Source organism: Mesorhizobium sp. XAP4 (assembly GCF_029269325.1).
GTDB lineage: Bacteria > Pseudomonadota > Alphaproteobacteria > Rhizobiales > Rhizobiaceae > Mesorhizobium > Mesorhizobium ciceri.
The window spans coordinates 128,898-144,500 of sequence record NZ_JARIXW010000008.1 but is presented as its reverse complement, the minus strand read 5'-3'; the positions used below and the strand labels follow the sequence as shown (position 1 = coordinate 144,500).

Sequence of the window (15,603 nt, the reverse complement as noted above, 5' to 3'; positions counted from 1 at the left end):
GTTGCCTCCGCAATTGCATGTCAGGCCGTGATGCGGGTTGGCCGCTCGCGGCGGCGGAAGAATTCGATCGACACCGCCAGGATGATGACCGCACCCTTGACCGTGTTCTGGACGTCGGTGCTGGCGCCCATGGCGCCGAGGCCGCTGTCGATGACGGCGAGGATCAGTGTCCCTAACAACACGCCGAGCACGGTGCCGCGGCCGCCATAGATGCTGACGCCGCCGATCGCGACAGCGGCGATGCTGTCGAGCTGCAGCCCGCTCAGCGTCCTGATCGAGACCGACATCATCCGCGATTCGATCGACAGGGCGGCGAGTGCGACCATCAGTCCCGAGATCACGAAGACGAGGAACTGCACGCGCCGGACCTTGATGCCGGAGAGATACGCGCTGGCGGAATTGCCGCCGACGGCATAGACGGCCCGGCCGAAGGACGTGTGGCTGAGCACGAAATGCGCCAGCGCGAAGAGCAGGAGCATCTCAATGACCGGCACGGGCACGCCCCGGATCGAGCCCTGTCCCAGCATGCTAAGGCTCGAAGGCAGATCGGTGATCGTGTAGCCGCCGCCGACGAGTTGGGCGAGACCCAGGCCGATCTGCCACATGCCGAGCGTCGCGATCAGCGCGGGCACGCGCAGCCGCGCGACCAGCAGGCCGTTGACGGCGCCCATCACGATGCCGACGAGCAGGATAATCGCGATACCGACGGGAACTGGCCAAGGATCGCCGCCGACCATGTTGAGGTCGAAGCGGCTGGTCAGCGTGGAAGCGCCAAGTACGCTTGCGAAGACGCCGATGCCGTAGAGCGACACGTCGATGCCTCCCGTCAGGATGACAAAGGTCTGGCCGATAGCGGCTATGCCGATGATGGAGCTCTGCAGCAGGATGTTGGACAGCCCGCGCGCACTGTAGGTAACGCCTCCGGTTAAGAGGCCGAACACGACGATCAGCGCCACGAGCATGAGCGCGCGCAGCACGTTGTCGTTGCGCAGGAAGCTCTTCATCCGTGCGCCTCCGGCACGCCAGCGATATCGGCGCCCTTGTCGCCGCGCACGAGCACCATTTCGAGCAAGTCGCGCTCGCTGACCCGATCGGGCGCGACTTCGCGTGTGATCCGGCCCTGCGCCATGATCAGGATGCGGTCCGACGCCACCATGATCTCGCGCATGTCGGATGACAGCAGCAAAACGCCGACGCCCCGCTCCCGCGCCTGACTGCGGATGACGTCGTAGATCTCCTGGCGGGCGCCGACGTCGATACCCCGGGTCGGCTCGTCGAGAATGAGGAGCTTCGAACCGGCGGCGATCCACTTGCCGATGACCACCTTCTGCTGGTTGCCGCCGCTGAGCAGTCGCACGAGCTTGCCCGGTTCGCGCGGCCGCAGCCCCACATCGTCCATCACTCGGGCCACCAGGCCGCGCACCCGGCGGCCGACGAGCACGCCCGCAGTCGTCACTCGGCTCAGTGCCGGCAGCACGATGTTGAAGCCGACCGAGTGCTCCTGGACGATGCCTTCGGCCTGGCGATCCTCGCTGACGAAGCCGATGCCGAGCCGGCGCGCCTTGCTCGGCGTCATCGTGGCGACGTTCACCGCCACGCCATCGAAGTGAAGGCCGCCCTTGACACGGGTTCCGTCCGGCAGCGCACCGACGATGGCGCGCGCGAGTTCGCTCTTGCCCGCGCCGATCACGCCGGCGATGCCGACGATGGTGCCCTTCGCGATGGTCAGGTCGATTCCTTCGAACAGGCCGTCGGCGGAAAATCCGGAGAGTTCGAGGAGCCTGCCGGCGCCCGGTCCGGCCGCCTGCCGCAACGTTGATGTGCTGTCAACCGGCTTGCCGGTCATGCGCTCGACCAGCGTCGCCATGTCGATTTCGGCGATGCCGCAGCTCTTGACGACGGCGCCGTCGCGCAGGATCGTCACCCGGTCGGCGAGCGCGAAGACTTCTTCGAGTTTGTGCGAGATGTAGACGATGGCGACGCCGCGCTGCTTGAGCACCCTGACGAGGCCATAGAGATTGTCGATCTCGACGCGCGACAAGGCGGAGGACGGCTCATCCATGATGAAGACGGCCGGATCGTAGGAGAGGGCGCGCGCGATCTCCACTTCCTGCTGGTCGGCCACCTTCAGGTCGCCAACCGTGGCATCGGGCGACACTCTGCTGCCCAGCCGCTGCAGGATCTGCGCGGCCTCTTGGCGCGCCTTGGGCCAGTCGACCTTGCCCCAGCGGGCGGGCAGGCGGCCGAGAAGGATATTCTCGGTGACGCTCAGATACTGGACCAGGCCGAACTCCTGATAGACCATCGAGACGCCGTTGCGCTGCGCCTCGGATGGATTGGAAAACTGGGCCTGCTTGCCGCGCACCGTGTATTCGCCGCTGTCGGGCCGCAGCACGCCCATGAGGATCTTCATCAATGAGCTTTTGCCGGCGCCGTTCTCGCCGAGAAGGGCGTGGACCTCGCCGGCGCGCAATTCGAGCGCCACGTCCCTCAGAATCTTGATGCTCCCGAAGGACTTGGTGATGCCCACCATGCTCAGGACGATGTCACCCACGCGTGTCTCACCTGTTCCCTGGATACCGCCCGGCGTCTGTCGCGCGGTGGAATTGCAGCCACCCGCGCGACGAACGGATGCGCCTCAATAGCCGAGGAGGCTCTTGCGGTCGGCGAGCGTCGGGACGGGGAGGCCGATCTCCTTGGTGTCGAGGACTGGCCAGTAGTTCCACTTCCCGAGCGGCATGTCGGTGAAGGCGACGGTTCCGCCCCACATATGCGCTGCATCCGTGTCGATCGTCGCACCCGTCAGGAGCGGCATCGGCAGCAATACCCGGCGCGGCAGCTTGACCGTTCCGGAATTGGCATCGCCGTCGCCCAACGGCTGCTTGAGCACGGTGTGCCAGAGGAACTGCTTCACGACGACATCGATCTGGTGCCACGGGTTGTTCGACACCGTGAAGTCGAAGGTGCCGTCGCGCAAAGGTGCCAGCATCGCCTTGTCGATATCCTGGAGGATGACGACGACGTGGTTCGGATCGCCGGCGGGCGCCAGACGGTCGACGGAGCGCAGGCCCTCTGTGATGGCGCCGGCATCGCCGAACTGGGGATAGATGGCCTTGATGTCGGGATAGCGGGCAAAGGCATCCTGGATAGCCTTGATCACCGACTCCGGCTGGCCGGACGTGTCGACCGATTCCACGATCTCGACGGCGGGATCTCCCGCCAGCCCCAGACCGACGCCGTGGTGACGGGCCTGGCAGATCGGCAGGGCGCGTGCGCCCCAGATCTCCAGCACGCGATAAGGCTTCTCGGCGGTAGCGCCCGCCGTTTTGGCGAGTTCGGAGAATTTCACGCCGATCTGGCCGTTGCCTTCCATCGTGTCGGCATCATAGCCGGCAAAGCCGGTGAGCTTGTCGGTGTTGGCCGGAAGCACCCAGTTGTAGACGTCGATCCCGGATGCGATGGCCTTGTCGATGGTGGTGGCCATGGAGGTCGGGTCGATGGGATGCAGCACGATCGCGTCGTAGGCGTGCGTGGCGATGGCGTCTTCCATCAGGCGCGTCTGCGTCGGCACGTCGAATTCGGCCGAGCTCGTGGTGAAGGTCGCGCCGGCTTCCTCGAGCTGGGTCTGCAGGAGATGCTGCGCGATGACCTGGTAGTCGTCGCCCATCCACACCGGCAAATAGAGCACCTTGTAGGGCGACCCGTCCTGCTTGACGGCGATCCCCTTGTAAGGCTGCCACTGGACACGGCTCGGATCTATCAGACCCTTGATCTTGCCCCAGTCGGCCTCGGGTATGAAGTCCGGTCGCGCGGCTTCCTGGGCCGTCGCGGCAAATGCCAGGGACAGCGAGAATAAAGCTGCCGCTATATATTTCTTCATTGAATTCCTCCTCCAAACTCTTCCTGCCATTCGCGAATGCGGTACCTGGGGTACCGGCATTGCCTCCCTGCTGCGAAAGAAGACCTCCAATTCGTTTGCTGAAGCTATTCGGTGATAGGGGTGATGAATTATAGAAGCATGCAGCCGAACAAATATTGGCTGGAAGCACTGTCCTAAGGCAAATCCCCAACCGAAGTCCTAGCCGCCCCGGCAAGAGGGCTCAAATCGTTGTTCACCATGTCGGCATCGCGAACGGCGAGGAAACGGTGATATTCGGGTGGAGGGATGGCCGCGCTTTGTCGTCACCACGCCCTGCCTTCGCAATCGGGACAGTGTTCTTCGACAAGCTCAGGATGAGGTAGGAAGCGGGCGAGCCTAGGACGACCGAGAAGGAGAATGCCGGCGCCAATGGCGCGACCGCCACCGTCAGGTGTCGAGCTTGGTGGCCATGTCCTCGATGTCGTCGGCGATGACATCCCAATCCGCCTCGGCGGCAAGGTCGATCGCCTGGTTGGGGCCGAATTCGGTGGGACGCAGGAAGAAGCCGGTCATCAAACCGTACTTGCGCGCGTTGGCGAGGTCGCCATTGTGCGCCGACGCCAGCATGACCTCGCCCGGTTCGAGATTGAGCAGCCGGGCGCTGCCCAGGTAGGTGTCGGGATGCGGCTTGAAGCGTGAGAACATGTCGGAGCCGAAGACCACGTCCCACGGCAGGTTCGCGCCCTTGGCCATGTCGACCAGCAGGCGCACGTTGCCGTTCGAAAGCGAGCCGACGATGTATTTGGTCTTCAGCCGCGTCAGGCCCGCCACGGCATCCGGCCAGGCCTTGACGCGATGCCAGCCGAGGTTGATGTCGCGCAGGTCGTCCTCTCTGAAGCCGGTGACGCCAACATCGCGCATGGCCTCGTCGAGCAGTTCGCGATGCAGGTCGTCGAGGAGGCCGTAGTCCCGCGTGCCCGTGGTTACTTCATCGAGCATCCGGTGATAGCCGTGGCGCCATGCGTCGGCGACGGCGGCCCAGTCGCCGTTGACGCCGCGCTTGCCACCGAGTTCCTTCATTTCGGCGACCAGGCTGCCGCGCCAGTCCACCACGGATCCGAATGTGTCGAAGACGATGGCTACGGGTTTCTTGCTGGACATGGCGGTCTTCTCTTCGAATTTGGAAAAAGGGGAGCACCGGCGGGTTTCGCGGTGCGTGCTATGAGGCGCATCGTATCGAGGGTCTTCCTCCCATCGAAACTAACGGAGAGCCCGGCGAAGGAAAGTATCCGTTGGGCACCCCCCACCTCGCGGAACGTGGCGGCAGCCTGCGTCGCGCGGCGGAAGGCGATCGCCGCGCGACGACTGCGTTCAGGCGAAGGCGATCTGTACCTTGATCGCCCGGCTCTTGTCGCCTGCCAGCAGGAAGGCGTCATTGGCATCAGTGACCGGCATGGTCGCGCTGAGCAGCGGCGCCACGTCGATCCGGCCCGAACCAATGAGCTTGGCGGCGAGAAAACGCGCCTGCGAAGCGGAAGCTGCCGCGCAGCACCAGTTCCTTGCCGACGATGGTCGAAATCGGCAGTTCGGGGACGGCGCCCTGGCCGACGAGCACGATGGTGCTGCGCGGCTGTGTCGCGCGCAGTGCCCGGGCGATGGTCAGCGACTGGCCGGCGACCTCGAAGACGACGTCGAATAGCCCTTGTTGGACTCATAGCCGGCCAGCGCATCCGGCCCGACCGCCCGACGTTGACCGTATGGTCGGCGCCGAGCGAAGGGGCGAGGGCGAGCGGCTTGTCGAGGATGTCGGTGACCACCACTTCGCGCGCGCCAGTCGCGCCGAAAGCAGGAGGAGGAGGCCGATCGCGGCGTCGACGCCGGCAGCCATGGCGACGGCGTTGGCGGCGTCGCAGACGATGTAGTCGGCAAACCCGCCCTGCACGAGCGGCGTGCGCATCGCGCTGCCGAGGAAGCACATGTCGGAACAGTGGATCGGCTGGCCGCTGGGGCAGAAGCCGCAAGGGCCGCAGGGCGACGACGGACTGACGGCGACCATCGCGCCCAACTGCACGCCCACGACACCGGCGCCGAGCGCCGCGACATGCCCGGAAATCTCGTGATCGAGGATCATCGGCTCGCGCACTCGGACCGGCCCGAAGCCGCCATGGTTGTAACAATGCAGGTCGGAGCCGCAGATGCCGCCATTGGCGATCCGCACCAGCACCTGTTAGGGGCCAGGTTCGGGCCTGGCCCTTTCCTCGACGCGCAGGTCTTCTCTCGGCATGCAGAACCACGGCGCGCATGATGTTCAAATCCTCGTATCCGGCAGCATCTGCCGTCGCCGCTTCAGTACAGGGCGCACGCCATGTTCAATGGCTGATCTGGCTGAGGAACGCCTTGCTGCGGGCTTCCCTCGGATTGTCGAAGAAGGTGCCCGGCTCGCCCATCTCGACGATCTCGCCCTGGTCCATGAAGATGACGCGGTCGGCGACCTGGCGGGCGAAGCCCATCTCGTGGGTGACGCAGAGCATGGTCATGCCTTCGTTGGCCAGTTCGATCATGGTGTCGAGGACTTCCTTGACCATCTCCGGGTCGAGCGAGGAGGTCGGCTCGTCGAACAGCATGATCCTGGGATTCATGCAGAGCGCGCGCGCGATCGCCACGCGCTGCTGCTGGCCGCCCGAAAGCTGGGCGGGATATTTGTGGGCCTGTTCGGGAATGCGCACGCGGGCGAGGTATTTGCGCGCGGTCTCCTCCGCCTTCGCCTTGGCGATGCCGGAAACCTTCATGGGCGCTAGCGTGCAGTTTTCGAGCACCGTCATGTGCGGGAACAGGTTGAACTGCTGGAACACCATGCCGACGTTGCGGCGCACCGCCTCGACGTTCTTCGGCCCCGCGGTGAGTTCGATGCCGTCGACCACGATCCTGCCGCTGCGGACCTGCTCGAGCTGGTTGATGCAGCGGATGAGCGTCGACTTGCCCGAGCCGGACGGGCCGCAAAGGACGATTCGCTCGCCTGTGCGGACCGTCAGGTTGACGGCCTTCAGCGCATGGAAAGCGCCGTAGTATTTCTCGACGTTTTCCATGCTCACCGCGAGCGAGACGGTTGCTTTCACCTGTTCTGAACTCACGTGGACATCTCCCTGCGGCCGGCCGTGCCTGAACCTACTTCTCGGCGTTTTCGATGAAGTCCGGCAACGGCGCCTTCATCCATTGCTCGTGCAGCTTGCCCAGGCTTCCGTCCTTCTTCTTCCCGTTCAGGAAGTCGTTGACGGCGGCAAGCAGCTCGGGCGAGTCCTTGCGCACGACGATACCCTGCGCCTGCTGGCGCAGCAGGAACTTCTTGGTGAAGCGGTCCGGCGCCGTCTTTTCGATCTGGCCGATCGCGATGTCGGCAACGCCGAGCAGCGGCACCTGGCCGGAGATCAGTGCCTGCGCGGAGGAGGCGTCGTCGTCGTAGCGCTGGACGTTGGTGTCGGCCGCGGCGATTGCCGTCACGGCGGTGTCCTGCGTGGTGCCGCGGGTGACGCCGATCGTCTGGCCCGCGAGGCCCGCCTTGTCGGTGATGGCGATATCCTTGTCGCCATAGACGAACTGCTCGAGACCGGCATAGGGCACCGAGAAGTTGACAACCTTGAGGCGTTCCTCGGTGATGCCGAGCGTGGCAATCAGCACGTCGGCCTGGCCCGACAGCAGGTACTGGATGCGGTTGGCCGAGGTCACCGGCAGGATGGTCAGCTTGACGCCGATGCTGTCGGCGAACTCCTTGGCGAGATCGGGATCGTAGCCGACGGCCTGGCCGTTGGAATCGAGCAGGCCGAAGGGTGGGTAATCGACCAGCGAGCCGACGGTGATCGTGCCTTTGTCCTTGATTTCCTTCAAGGTCAGGGCTGAAGCCGGCATCACGGTGACGGCCGCCGCGACCGCGACGCTCGCGACGAACGTCAGAGCATTTTTCCAGAGTGTCATCAGGTGTATCCTCCCTTTCAAAAAATGGATCCCCGACATCGAGGGTCCGGACAATTCGAGACGTCAGCGTGTCGCCAGAGCGGCGTAATGCCCTTCCATGCGCCGGGCGTAGACCGAAAGCGGCCAGCACAGGCAGAAGTAGATGATGGTCACCAGCCCGTAGACCTTGAGCGGCGAGTAGGTCGCGTTGTTCATGATCTGCGCGGCGCGCATCAGCTCGACGAAGCCGATGATCGAGGCGAGCGACGTGCCCTTGATCAGCTGGACGAGGAAGCCGACGGTCGGCGCCAAGGCGATGCGCGCGGCCTGCGGCAGGATCACCGATTTCATCCGATCGAAATAGGACAGGCCAAGCGCCCAGCTCGCCTCGCTCTGGCCTTCCGGCACCGCCTGGATGCAGCCGCGCCAGATCTCGCCGAGAAAGGCGGCGGCGTGCACGGTAAGCGCCAGTGCGGCCGCCACCCAGGGGCTGACGCCGAAGCCGATGATCTGCAGGCCGAAATAGGTGAGGAAAAGCTGCATCAAGAGCGGCGTGCCCTGGAACAGGCGAATGAAGCCGAGCGCCGGCAGGCAGAGCAGCCGGTATTTCGACACCCGCGCCAGCGCCACCACGAGTCCGCCGACGGCGCCGCCGGCAAAGGCGGCGGCCGAAAGCGCGATGGTCCACCGGACAGCCAGAATGATGAACCAGAATTCCTGTATGCCGAAGGGGCGGATCATGACCTCGCTCCTACCGGCTTAAGGGATAGTTAAAGGCGAGGCGCTGGATCAGGCGGAACAGGCCGGAGAAGCCGAGCGACATGACGAGGTACATGCCGGTGATGACAAGATAGACCTCGAAGGCGGTGAAGGTTCGCTGCTGGATGTCGTTGCCGGCGGCGGCCAGGTCCGTCGCCGAGATCACCGAGACGACGCTGGTCGACAGCATCAGGTAGACGAACTGGCTGGTCAGCGCCGGGTAGATGGTACGCACCGCCTGCTTCAGGATGATGTAGCGGAAGATCTGCAGGCGGTTGAGCCCGAGCGCGACGCCGGCCTCGACCTGGCCCTTGGCGATGGATTCGATGCCGGCCCGGATGATTTCGGTGGCGAAGGCGCCGACATTGACCACCAGCGCCACGATGGCGGCGGTGTTCGGCGTCATGCGGATGCCGAATTCCGGGAGCGCGAAATAAATGAAGTAGATCTGCGCCAGGAAGGGTGTGTTACGGACGAGCTCGATATAGGCGTCGATCAGCCAGCGCAGCGGGGGCGGCCCGCCGGTCTTGGCAAAGGCCAGCACGACGCCGACGATCAGGCCGAGAATCATGGCAACGAACGAGAGCTGGATGGTGATCCACGCGCCCGTTAGAAGATGGTCCATGTTCGCGAACACGGGCGCGAATAGGAGCTGATACTGCATGACCTCCCTAACTTCCGGCTGCTCCAGAAATGCCTGCCCGCCACGCTCCGATCCGCCGACCGCGCGCGCCTCCTTATCGGGGAAGCTTAAGCCGGCGGCGCGATGCAGAGATATTATCGGTTCGGTTCCCCCCACCTCGCCAAATGTGTTGGCTGGCGCCGCCCGCGCGGCGGTTCAATCCAGCCGGTAGACGCGCCTCGCGGTGCCGGCAAACAGCCCGCGTTTCACGCCGTCGGATGCGCCGGAAACGATGCGCTTGAAGGCGTTCCAAAGGGCGGCATAGCCGATGCCCATCCGGTCGACCGGGAAGTTGCTCTCGAACATGGCGCGGTCGGCTCCGAAGAGTTCGATGCAGGTCTCGATGTAGGGACCCCACATGGAGGCGAGTTCGGCCGAGGTCGGCGGCGCGGGCCGGGTGTTGTAGTCGTAGGCGGCAAGCCGCATCATCATGCCGCCGAGCTTGATCGAGACGTTCGGGCAGGTGGCGAGTTCGGCCATCGACGCCTTCCAGGCGGCGAAGACCTCGTCCTTGCGGCCGGCATAGGGGCCGTAGCCGAGCGGGCAGCCGCAATGGCCCATGACGATGCTGGCCTCCGGAAAGGCGCGCGCGAGGTCGGTGACGTCGGCGAGCTGGGGATGGTAGAGCCAGGCGTCGAAGGATAGGCCCATGGCGACGAGCCGGGCAAATCCGGCGCGGAAATGCGGCTGCCCGTAAAGCCCGGGCGCGATGCCCGGAAAGCTGTTGCCGATGATCGGGTCGGCGTCCCACCCGCCTGAGTGGCGGATGCCTCGGAAACGACCGCCGCCGGCCCGTACATGCGCCTCCAGGACCGGCGCGACGCCGTCGCCGAGCATCAGGTCGGCGAAGCCGACGATGCCGGCCGCAACACGGATCGGCCCGTAGATGCCATTGTCGCACATGGCGGCGATGCCGGCGGCGACCTCGGTCTCACCGACGGGCTGCATCTCCTTCGGGCCGAAGGCGCGATCCCATTCGTAAGCGTTCATGTGAACGGTGGCGACGACCGTGTGGCCACTGTTGGCATCGGCGAGGAACTCGTCGAGCATGTAGCGGTGGCCGCTGGTGGTGCGAAGGTCCCAGAGATGATGATGGGTGTCGATGATCTCCAATTCGGGGTCGAGAATGACCTCCGGCTCTGCCGTCGCCAGCCAGGCTTCGTCCGGCGGGAAAATACGGCCGTATCGGGTGGGCAGTCTGGACGAACGCATCGGTATTCCCCTGTCTCATTTTTTGTCCGTGGACCGTGAAGCCGGCGGCCTCACGGAGCGGGCACAAGCCGGCAACGCAATGCCGATCCCGTGCCGGTGACGGCGAGTTCGCACGGCGCCGCGACGTCGAACGGTTGCGTCAGCGTGCCGGTGAAGACCACGCCGCTACACCTCCGGACCTGTCCCCGTTCGCGCAGATGCGCGATCAGGTGGCCGAGCACCGCGAGCGTATCGGGCAGATCGTCGCCGCGCAGGCCGCGGGCGCGCAAATGGCCGTCGACCGTGACGCCGGCATGTGCGGCGATGTCGCCGATCGCGTCAAGATCGACGGTTTGGCCCAGGACCACCGCATGCGACACGCAATTGTCGGCGATCGTGGCCGGTACGCCGATGCGCTGGCGGTCGGGAAGGCGCGAGGAGACGATTTCGAAGCCGATATGCGCGGATTCGATCAGGTCTGGGGTGACGACGGGTCCGGCGTCACACGCCAGCACGAGCGCGATCTCCAGTTCGATAGTGACGCTGGCATCGCGGGGCACGATGACGTCTTCGCCACTGACGTGGCGGCGCGGCGCCAGGATGCGCCCGAAGATCGGGCGGGAGAGACCGGCGCCGCGATAGAAGTTGCGCCCGGCGAGGCCGATCTTCCAGCCGACGACCGCATGGCCGAGGAGCGCGATCAGCCGGTCCTGGACATCGTAGCCTTCGGCGAGGCTGCGCGGCCGTACGTCGGCGCGCAATCCGGCCGGCTGCGCACCGGCGCGCCATGCGCTCGCCAGTCCCTCTGCCGCGCGGTCGGGATCGAAGCTGTCGCTCATGTTGTCAACGGCCCGTCATCAGGCGAAGAAGACGCCGCCATTGACGTTGACGATCTCGCCGCAGAAATTGCTCGCCCCCTTCGTGCATAGGAAGGCGATCGGCCAGGCGATCTCCTCGGCGGTGGCCATGCGTCCGAGCGGAAAGTTTTCGCGCGGAAAGTCGATGTTGGCGCTGAACGGCGTCACGACCGGTCCGGGGGCGACGCCGTTGACCAGAACGCCGCCCGGCGCAGCCTTGCGGGCAAGCAGGCGGACCAGCGCGTGCAACCCGCCCTTGGAGGTGACGTAATCGGGCGGCGTCGTCGTCAGCGTGCCGCCGTGCCAGCCGGCCAGCGAGCCGATGAGGATCAACCGGCCGCCGCCGTTCCCGGCCATGTGGGCGATGCCGGCGTGACCGAGTTCGATCGGCAGCCGGACGTTGACCGCCATGGTCCGGGCGAAGCGGGCTTCCCAGTTTGGGTCCTGGTCCCAGGGAATCTGCGTCGGAACGATGCCCGCGCAATGGACGACCGCGCGGACCGGCCCGGAGGCGAAGAGCCGGGCTATGGCGCCGGGCGTCAGGAGGTCGCCCTGGACCGTTTCGGGAACGACGTTGTGGGCGATGAGATCGGCACAGGTCGCGTCGAGGCTCGAGACATCGGCGAGCAGCAGGTCGGCGCCGAGGCTGGCGAGAGCGCTTGCCGTCGCCCGGCCGATCCCGCTCGCCGCGCCGGTGACGACAATGCGCTGGCCGCTGAGGTCGAGCGCTTCGGGAAGAGATAGTGCCATGAATTCCACCCTGAAGCTGGCGTTTCAGACCCTGGCGCGCGGTGCCAGCCGCTCGATGATCGCCCGGGCGATCGCGCCCGTGCCGTCGCTGCCGCCAATGTCATAGGGACGAACCGAGCCGGCGCCAAACGCCGCGTCAACGGCGGTCTCGATCTCGTCGGCTGCTTCCAGGCAGGCCTCGCTGCTATGGCGGGCGCCGAGCCAGTCGAGCATCATGGCGGTCGACAGGATCATCGCGACCGGATTGGCGATGCCCTGGCCGGCAATGTCGGGCGCGGTGCCATGGCAGGGCTGGAACAAAGCGTGGTCGTCGCCGATATCGGCCGACGGCGCGAAGCCCATTCCGCCGACGAGCCCGGCCCCCAGGTCCGACAGGATGTCGCCGAACATGTTCTCGGTGACCATCACGTCGAAATCCCACGGCCGGCGGATGAGGTCGAGCGCGGTGGCGTCGATCGAATGCTGGGCCGCCGTGACGTCGGGATGCTGCGAGGCGACCTCGAAGAAGATCTTGCGCATGAAGGCGAACGACCGGAACACGTTTGACTTGTCGATGAGCGTCACCATGCCCTTGCGCTTGCGCCGCCGGGCGCGTCGCTCGGCGAGCTTGAAGGAGAAGTGCGACACCCGCTCGGTGACGTCGCGCGTGATCCGCATCGTGTCGGTGGCGACCTTGTCGTCGGTCACGATGCCCTTGCCGCGCGAGGCAAACAGCCCCTCGGTCGATTCTCGCACCAGCGCGAAATCGATCTCGGAAGCGCGCGGCGAAGCCAGAGCCAGCGGCACGCCGGGAATGGCCCGGATCGGGCGCAGGCCCGCGTAGAGCTTCATGCGAAAGCGCATGTCGAGCTGGGGGGCTGGCTCGGTGCCGTCGGGATGGCGGATGTCCGGCGAACCCATGGCGCCGAACAGGATGGCGTCGGCCCGTTCGGCCGCCTCGAATCCCTCTTCGGTCATGGCGACGCCGGTCTCCTGATAATGGCGGGCGCCGCCATTGACGCGCTCCATCTTGAAGCCGATGTCGTGACGCTTCTCGATCGCCTCCAGCACCGCCGTCGCCGCCTCCATAACCTCGACGCCGATGCCGTCGCCCGGCATGATCGCGAGCCGAAAAGAGTTCTCTCTCATGAAATTCTCCCGGAGCGCCGTATCTCCCCGACGGGGATGGACGCCCACGCTTTGAATGGATGCATCGCGCTTGCCGAAGACCGGTTTGCGATCCTGGACCCGATGCTGGTGAACACGGCGCGACGTTATGATGGCTGCCGCCGACGCGACAGTATCGGTTCGGCAGGCCCCCCTTATCAAACAGCGACGATCGGCGGCGGCTGGCGATCACCGCTATGGGACGGACCGCAGGTGATCGAGCATGAACAGCGCCGCGGTCGTCAGCTGTCGGTCGTTGCGGACGCAGATGACGTGCGGACGCGTCGACCATTCGTCGAGCAGCGGAATGGCGCAGACCCGGTCGTTGCCAACTTTGTCGGCCAGCACGCCGTCCGGCAGGATAGTGATGCCGAGCCCGGCCTCGACCATACGCACGGCCGATTCGAAGGTCTTCACCTCGATGCACGTCTTCAGCGTCATGCTGAGCGCGTCGGCCGCACCCGCGAGCAGGGTGCCGAGCGAACTGGTGACGGCGAGCCCGACATGGTCGAAGCCGAGCGTGTCGGCAAAGCGCACCCCGCCCGACGTGCTGAGCGGGTGGCCGGCCGGAACCAGAACCACCAGCTTGTCGTGCCTGTAGTCGAAGACATCCAGCGCATCCGGGAAGGCCATGTTGCCCGCCAGGATACCGATGTCCGTCAGGCCCTCGATCGTCGCCTGCAGGACGCCGAGGCTCGAATCCTCGACCAGGATGATCTTCACCGAGGGATAGGCCTTGGTGAAGCTGGCGATCTGGCTCGGCATGTATTGAACGATGGCCGAGGTGTGCGCGTGAATGCGCACCTGGCCGGCGACGCCGGAGGCGAAGGTGCTCATCTCCGAGGTCATCCGGTTGATCTGGCTGAACAGGGTCGCCGCGTGCTTGGCGAGCATCTCGCCGGCGGGCGTCGCCTCGACGCCGCGCGAATGCCGATAGAACAGCGGCGCCCCGAGTTCCGATTCAAGCGAGTGGAGGCGCTTGCTGATCGCCGACGACGCGATGTTCTCGCGCGCCGCCGCCTTGCTGATGTTGCCCAGATTGTAGACGGCAAGGAAGATTCTGAGCGTCGTGAAATCGGGATGGAACATGCCGTTCTGCCTTTGTTGGGTGGAACCGCTAGTCCTTAAGCGACAATCCGGCAGCGTCAAGCGCGGCCGGATTGGGAACGGTTGGCGCCGCGCGTCAGTCCTCTTCGGGCCCGCCTTGTTCGCCGATGAGCGGGAGGAACCGGCCGCCGCCGAAATCCTCCTCCCTGTAGGTCGCGGCTGCCCTTCGTGCGGTCCTGACGAGACGCTGGCTGTAGGGTCTTCGCCGACGGGATCAAGAGCCGGCCACCGATGTCGAGCTGTTCGCGCAGGGCGGGCGGCGGGGGGGCGCGGCAGCCGCCACCAGGATGGCGTCGAAGGGCGCGGCGTCCGGCCAGCCCATGGTGCGTCGCCCGCGCGCACCGCGACGTTGTCGTAGCCGAGTTTCCCGAACCGTTGCCGCTGTGCAGGGCGTGTGCCCCTGTCAGCCTTGGTAGAACTCCTGACGCTGCATGCCGAGGCCCTCGATGCCGAGCGTAACGACGTCGCCTGCCTTGAGGAAGATGTTCGGTTTCTGGCCTAGGCCGACGCCAGGAGGGGTGCCGGTGGAGATGATGTCTCCCGGCAGCAGGCTCATGAACTGCGACAGGTAGGACACCAGATAGCGGACGCCGTAAATCATCGTTTTGGTCGAGCCGTCCTGGAATTTGCGCCCGTTGACCTCGAGATGCATCTTGAGGTTCTGCGGGTCGTCGATCTCGTCGGCCGTCACCAGCCACGGGCCGGTCGGTCCGAACGTATCGCAGGACTTGCCCTTGGTCCACTGGCCCTGACGTTCAGCCTGGAAGGCGCGCTCGGAAACGTCATTGATGACGCAATAGCCCGCGACATAGTCCATCGCCTCGGCCTCCGACACGTATTTTGCGGTCTTGCCGATGACGACGCCGAGCTCGACTTCCCAGTCGGTCTTGAGTGATCCACGCGGGATTTCGACCGGATCGTTGGGGCCGACAATGGCCGACGTGGCCTTCATGAAGATGATCGGCTCCGGCGGCACCGTCGCGCCTGTCTCTGCGGCGTGGTCGGAATAATTCAGGCCGATGCAGATGAACTTGCCGGTGCCGGCAACGCAGGCACCGAGGCGCGGGTTGCCTTCGATCAAGGGCAAGGTCATCGGGTCGATGGCGCGTAGTGCGTCAAGACTTTCCGGAAGCAACGTACTACCGGCAAAGTTGGCCACCTTGCCAGATAGGTCGCGGATGCGGCCGTCCTTATCGAGCATTCCGGGCTTTTCCTGGCCCAACGGGCCATAATGCAACAACTTCATTTTAGGGGTCACTCCTCGACATGACTTCTCGTTCTAAAGACGTAGTCGGCAGTCGTGG

General features: G+C 65.3%; 16 protein-coding genes. All 16 read right to left on the bottom strand.

The annotated features are described in order from the left end of the window. Positions 1 to 20: 20 nt before the first annotated feature. The 16 genes from P3C39_RS29200 to P3C39_RS29125 all read right to left on the bottom strand — a co-directional run bounded on the left by P3C39_RS29200 (position 21) and on the right by P3C39_RS29125 (position 15,545). Positions 21 to 1,004: an ABC transporter permease gene (locus P3C39_RS29200; protein ID WP_024504865.1), complete on the bottom strand. Its 984-nt coding sequence runs from the start codon at positions 1,002 to 1,004 to the stop codon at positions 21 to 23. Then, complete coding sequence (locus P3C39_RS29195; RefSeq protein ID WP_024504866.1) at positions 1,001 to 2,554, bottom strand: sugar ABC transporter ATP-binding protein; 1,554 nt, start codon at positions 2,552 to 2,554, stop codon at positions 1,001 to 1,003. The genes P3C39_RS29200 and P3C39_RS29195 overlap by 4 nt, the downstream gene beginning before the upstream one ends. A gap of 84 nt (positions 2,555 to 2,638) precedes the next feature. Further along, on the bottom strand, positions 2,639 to 3,880 hold the full coding sequence (locus tag P3C39_RS29190; RefSeq protein ID WP_024504867.1) for a sugar ABC transporter substrate-binding protein: 1,242 nt from the start codon (positions 3,878 to 3,880) through the stop codon (positions 2,639 to 2,641). A gap of 426 nt (positions 3,881 to 4,306) precedes the next feature. Further along, the gene (locus tag P3C39_RS29185; RefSeq protein ID WP_024504868.1) at positions 4,307 to 5,020 is read right to left on the bottom strand and encodes an HAD-IA family hydrolase; all 714 of its coding nucleotides are present in this window, start codon (positions 5,018 to 5,020) and stop codon (positions 4,307 to 4,309) included. A 280-nt stretch (positions 5,021 to 5,300) separates the two neighbouring features. Then, on the bottom strand, positions 5,301 to 5,504 hold the full coding sequence (locus tag P3C39_RS32945; protein WP_346016458.1) for a hypothetical protein: 204 nt from the start codon (positions 5,502 to 5,504) through the stop codon (positions 5,301 to 5,303). Positions 5,505 to 5,570: 66 nt separating this feature from the next. Beyond that, positions 5,571 to 6,083: an alcohol dehydrogenase catalytic domain-containing protein gene (locus P3C39_RS29175; RefSeq protein ID WP_275954810.1), complete on the bottom strand. Its 513-nt coding sequence runs from the start codon at positions 6,081 to 6,083 to the stop codon at positions 5,571 to 5,573. Between the two features lie 145 nt (positions 6,084 to 6,228). Beyond that, entirely contained in the window at positions 6,229 to 6,945 is a 717-nt protein-coding gene (locus P3C39_RS29170; RefSeq protein WP_032899517.1) for an amino acid ABC transporter ATP-binding protein, read from the bottom strand. Positions 6,946 to 7,024: 79 nt separating this feature from the next. Then, positions 7,025 to 7,828: a transporter substrate-binding domain-containing protein gene (locus tag P3C39_RS29165; RefSeq protein ID WP_275954811.1), complete on the bottom strand. Its 804-nt coding sequence runs from the start codon at positions 7,826 to 7,828 to the stop codon at positions 7,025 to 7,027. A gap of 63 nt (positions 7,829 to 7,891) precedes the next feature. Then, entirely contained in the window at positions 7,892 to 8,548 is a 657-nt protein-coding gene (locus P3C39_RS29160) for an amino acid ABC transporter permease (RefSeq protein ID WP_275954812.1), read from the bottom strand. Between the two features lie 10 nt (positions 8,549 to 8,558). Further along, on the bottom strand, positions 8,559 to 9,230 hold the full coding sequence (locus tag P3C39_RS29155) for an amino acid ABC transporter permease (RefSeq protein ID WP_024504874.1): 672 nt from the start codon (positions 9,228 to 9,230) through the stop codon (positions 8,559 to 8,561). A gap of 174 nt (positions 9,231 to 9,404) precedes the next feature. Continuing rightward, positions 9,405 to 10,460 (bottom strand): amidohydrolase family protein, encoded by a 1,056-nt coding sequence (locus P3C39_RS29150; protein WP_024504875.1) that lies wholly within the window; start codon positions 10,458 to 10,460, stop codon positions 9,405 to 9,407. Between the two features lie 50 nt (positions 10,461 to 10,510). After that, positions 10,511 to 11,278, bottom strand: a complete 768-nt coding sequence (locus P3C39_RS29145) for a hydratase (protein WP_275954813.1) — start codon at positions 11,276 to 11,278, stop codon at positions 10,511 to 10,513. Between the two features lie 18 nt (positions 11,279 to 11,296). Beyond that, a complete protein-coding gene (locus P3C39_RS29140; RefSeq protein ID WP_032899540.1) occupies positions 11,297 to 12,046 on the bottom strand; it encodes an SDR family oxidoreductase in 750 nt (249 codons plus the stop codon). A gap of 24 nt (positions 12,047 to 12,070) precedes the next feature. Then, positions 12,071 to 13,174, bottom strand: coding sequence for an isocitrate/isopropylmalate dehydrogenase family protein (locus tag P3C39_RS29135; RefSeq protein ID WP_275954815.1), 1,104 nt, complete (start codon positions 13,172 to 13,174; stop codon positions 12,071 to 12,073). Positions 13,175 to 13,387: 213 nt separating this feature from the next. Continuing rightward, complete coding sequence (locus P3C39_RS29130; protein WP_024504879.1) at positions 13,388 to 14,281, bottom strand: LysR family transcriptional regulator; 894 nt, start codon at positions 14,279 to 14,281, stop codon at positions 13,388 to 13,390. Positions 14,282 to 14,702: 421 nt separating this feature from the next. Then, positions 14,703 to 15,545 carry a fumarylacetoacetate hydrolase family protein gene (locus tag P3C39_RS29125; RefSeq protein ID WP_024504880.1) on the bottom strand — a complete coding sequence of 281 codons (843 nt, stop codon included), beginning with the start codon at positions 15,543 to 15,545 and terminating at the stop codon, positions 14,703 to 14,705. Between the last annotated feature and the right edge of the window lie 58 nt (positions 15,546 to 15,603).

What these genes read in the sequence shown, in the direction of transcription:
- P3C39_RS29200 (WP_024504865.1), bottom strand. Translation starts at nt 1,004, where the DNA reads ATGAAGAGCTTCCTGCGCAACGACAACGTGCTGCGCGCGCTCATGCTC.
- P3C39_RS29190 (WP_024504867.1), bottom strand. Translation starts at nt 3,880, where the DNA reads ATGAAGAAATATATAGCGGCAGCTTTATTCTCGCTGTCCCTGGCATTT.
- P3C39_RS29185 (WP_024504868.1), bottom strand. Translation starts at nt 5,020, where the DNA reads ATGTCCAGCAAGAAACCCGTAGCCATCGTCTTCGACACATTCGGATCC.
- P3C39_RS29170 (WP_032899517.1), bottom strand. Translation starts at nt 6,945, where the DNA reads ATGGAAAACGTCGAGAAATACTACGGCGCTTTCCATGCGCTGAAGGCC.
- P3C39_RS29165 (WP_275954811.1), bottom strand. Translation starts at nt 7,828, where the DNA reads ATGACACTCTGGAAAAATGCTCTGACGTTCGTCGCGAGCGTCGCGGTC.
- P3C39_RS29160 (WP_275954812.1), bottom strand. Translation starts at nt 8,548, where the DNA reads ATGATCCGCCCCTTCGGCATACAGGAATTCTGGTTCATCATTCTGGCT.
- P3C39_RS29155 (WP_024504874.1), bottom strand. Translation starts at nt 9,230, where the DNA reads ATGCAGTATCAGCTCCTATTCGCGCCCGTGTTCGCGAACATGGACCAT.
- P3C39_RS29150 (WP_024504875.1), bottom strand. Translation starts at nt 10,460, where the DNA reads ATGCGTTCGTCCAGACTGCCCACCCGATACGGCCGTATTTTCCCGCCG.
- P3C39_RS29145 (WP_275954813.1), bottom strand. Translation starts at nt 11,278, where the DNA reads ATGAGCGACAGCTTCGATCCCGACCGCGCGGCAGAGGGACTGGCGAGC.
- P3C39_RS29140 (WP_032899540.1), bottom strand. Translation starts at nt 12,046, where the DNA reads ATGGCACTATCTCTTCCCGAAGCGCTCGACCTCAGCGGCCAGCGCATT.
- P3C39_RS29135 (WP_275954815.1), bottom strand. Translation starts at nt 13,174, where the DNA reads ATGAGAGAGAACTCTTTTCGGCTCGCGATCATGCCGGGCGACGGCATC.
- P3C39_RS29130 (WP_024504879.1), bottom strand. Translation starts at nt 14,281, where the DNA reads ATGTTCCATCCCGATTTCACGACGCTCAGAATCTTCCTTGCCGTCTAC.
- P3C39_RS29125 (WP_024504880.1), bottom strand. Translation starts at nt 15,545, where the DNA reads ATGAAGTTGTTGCATTATGGCCCGTTGGGCCAGGAAAAGCCCGGAATG.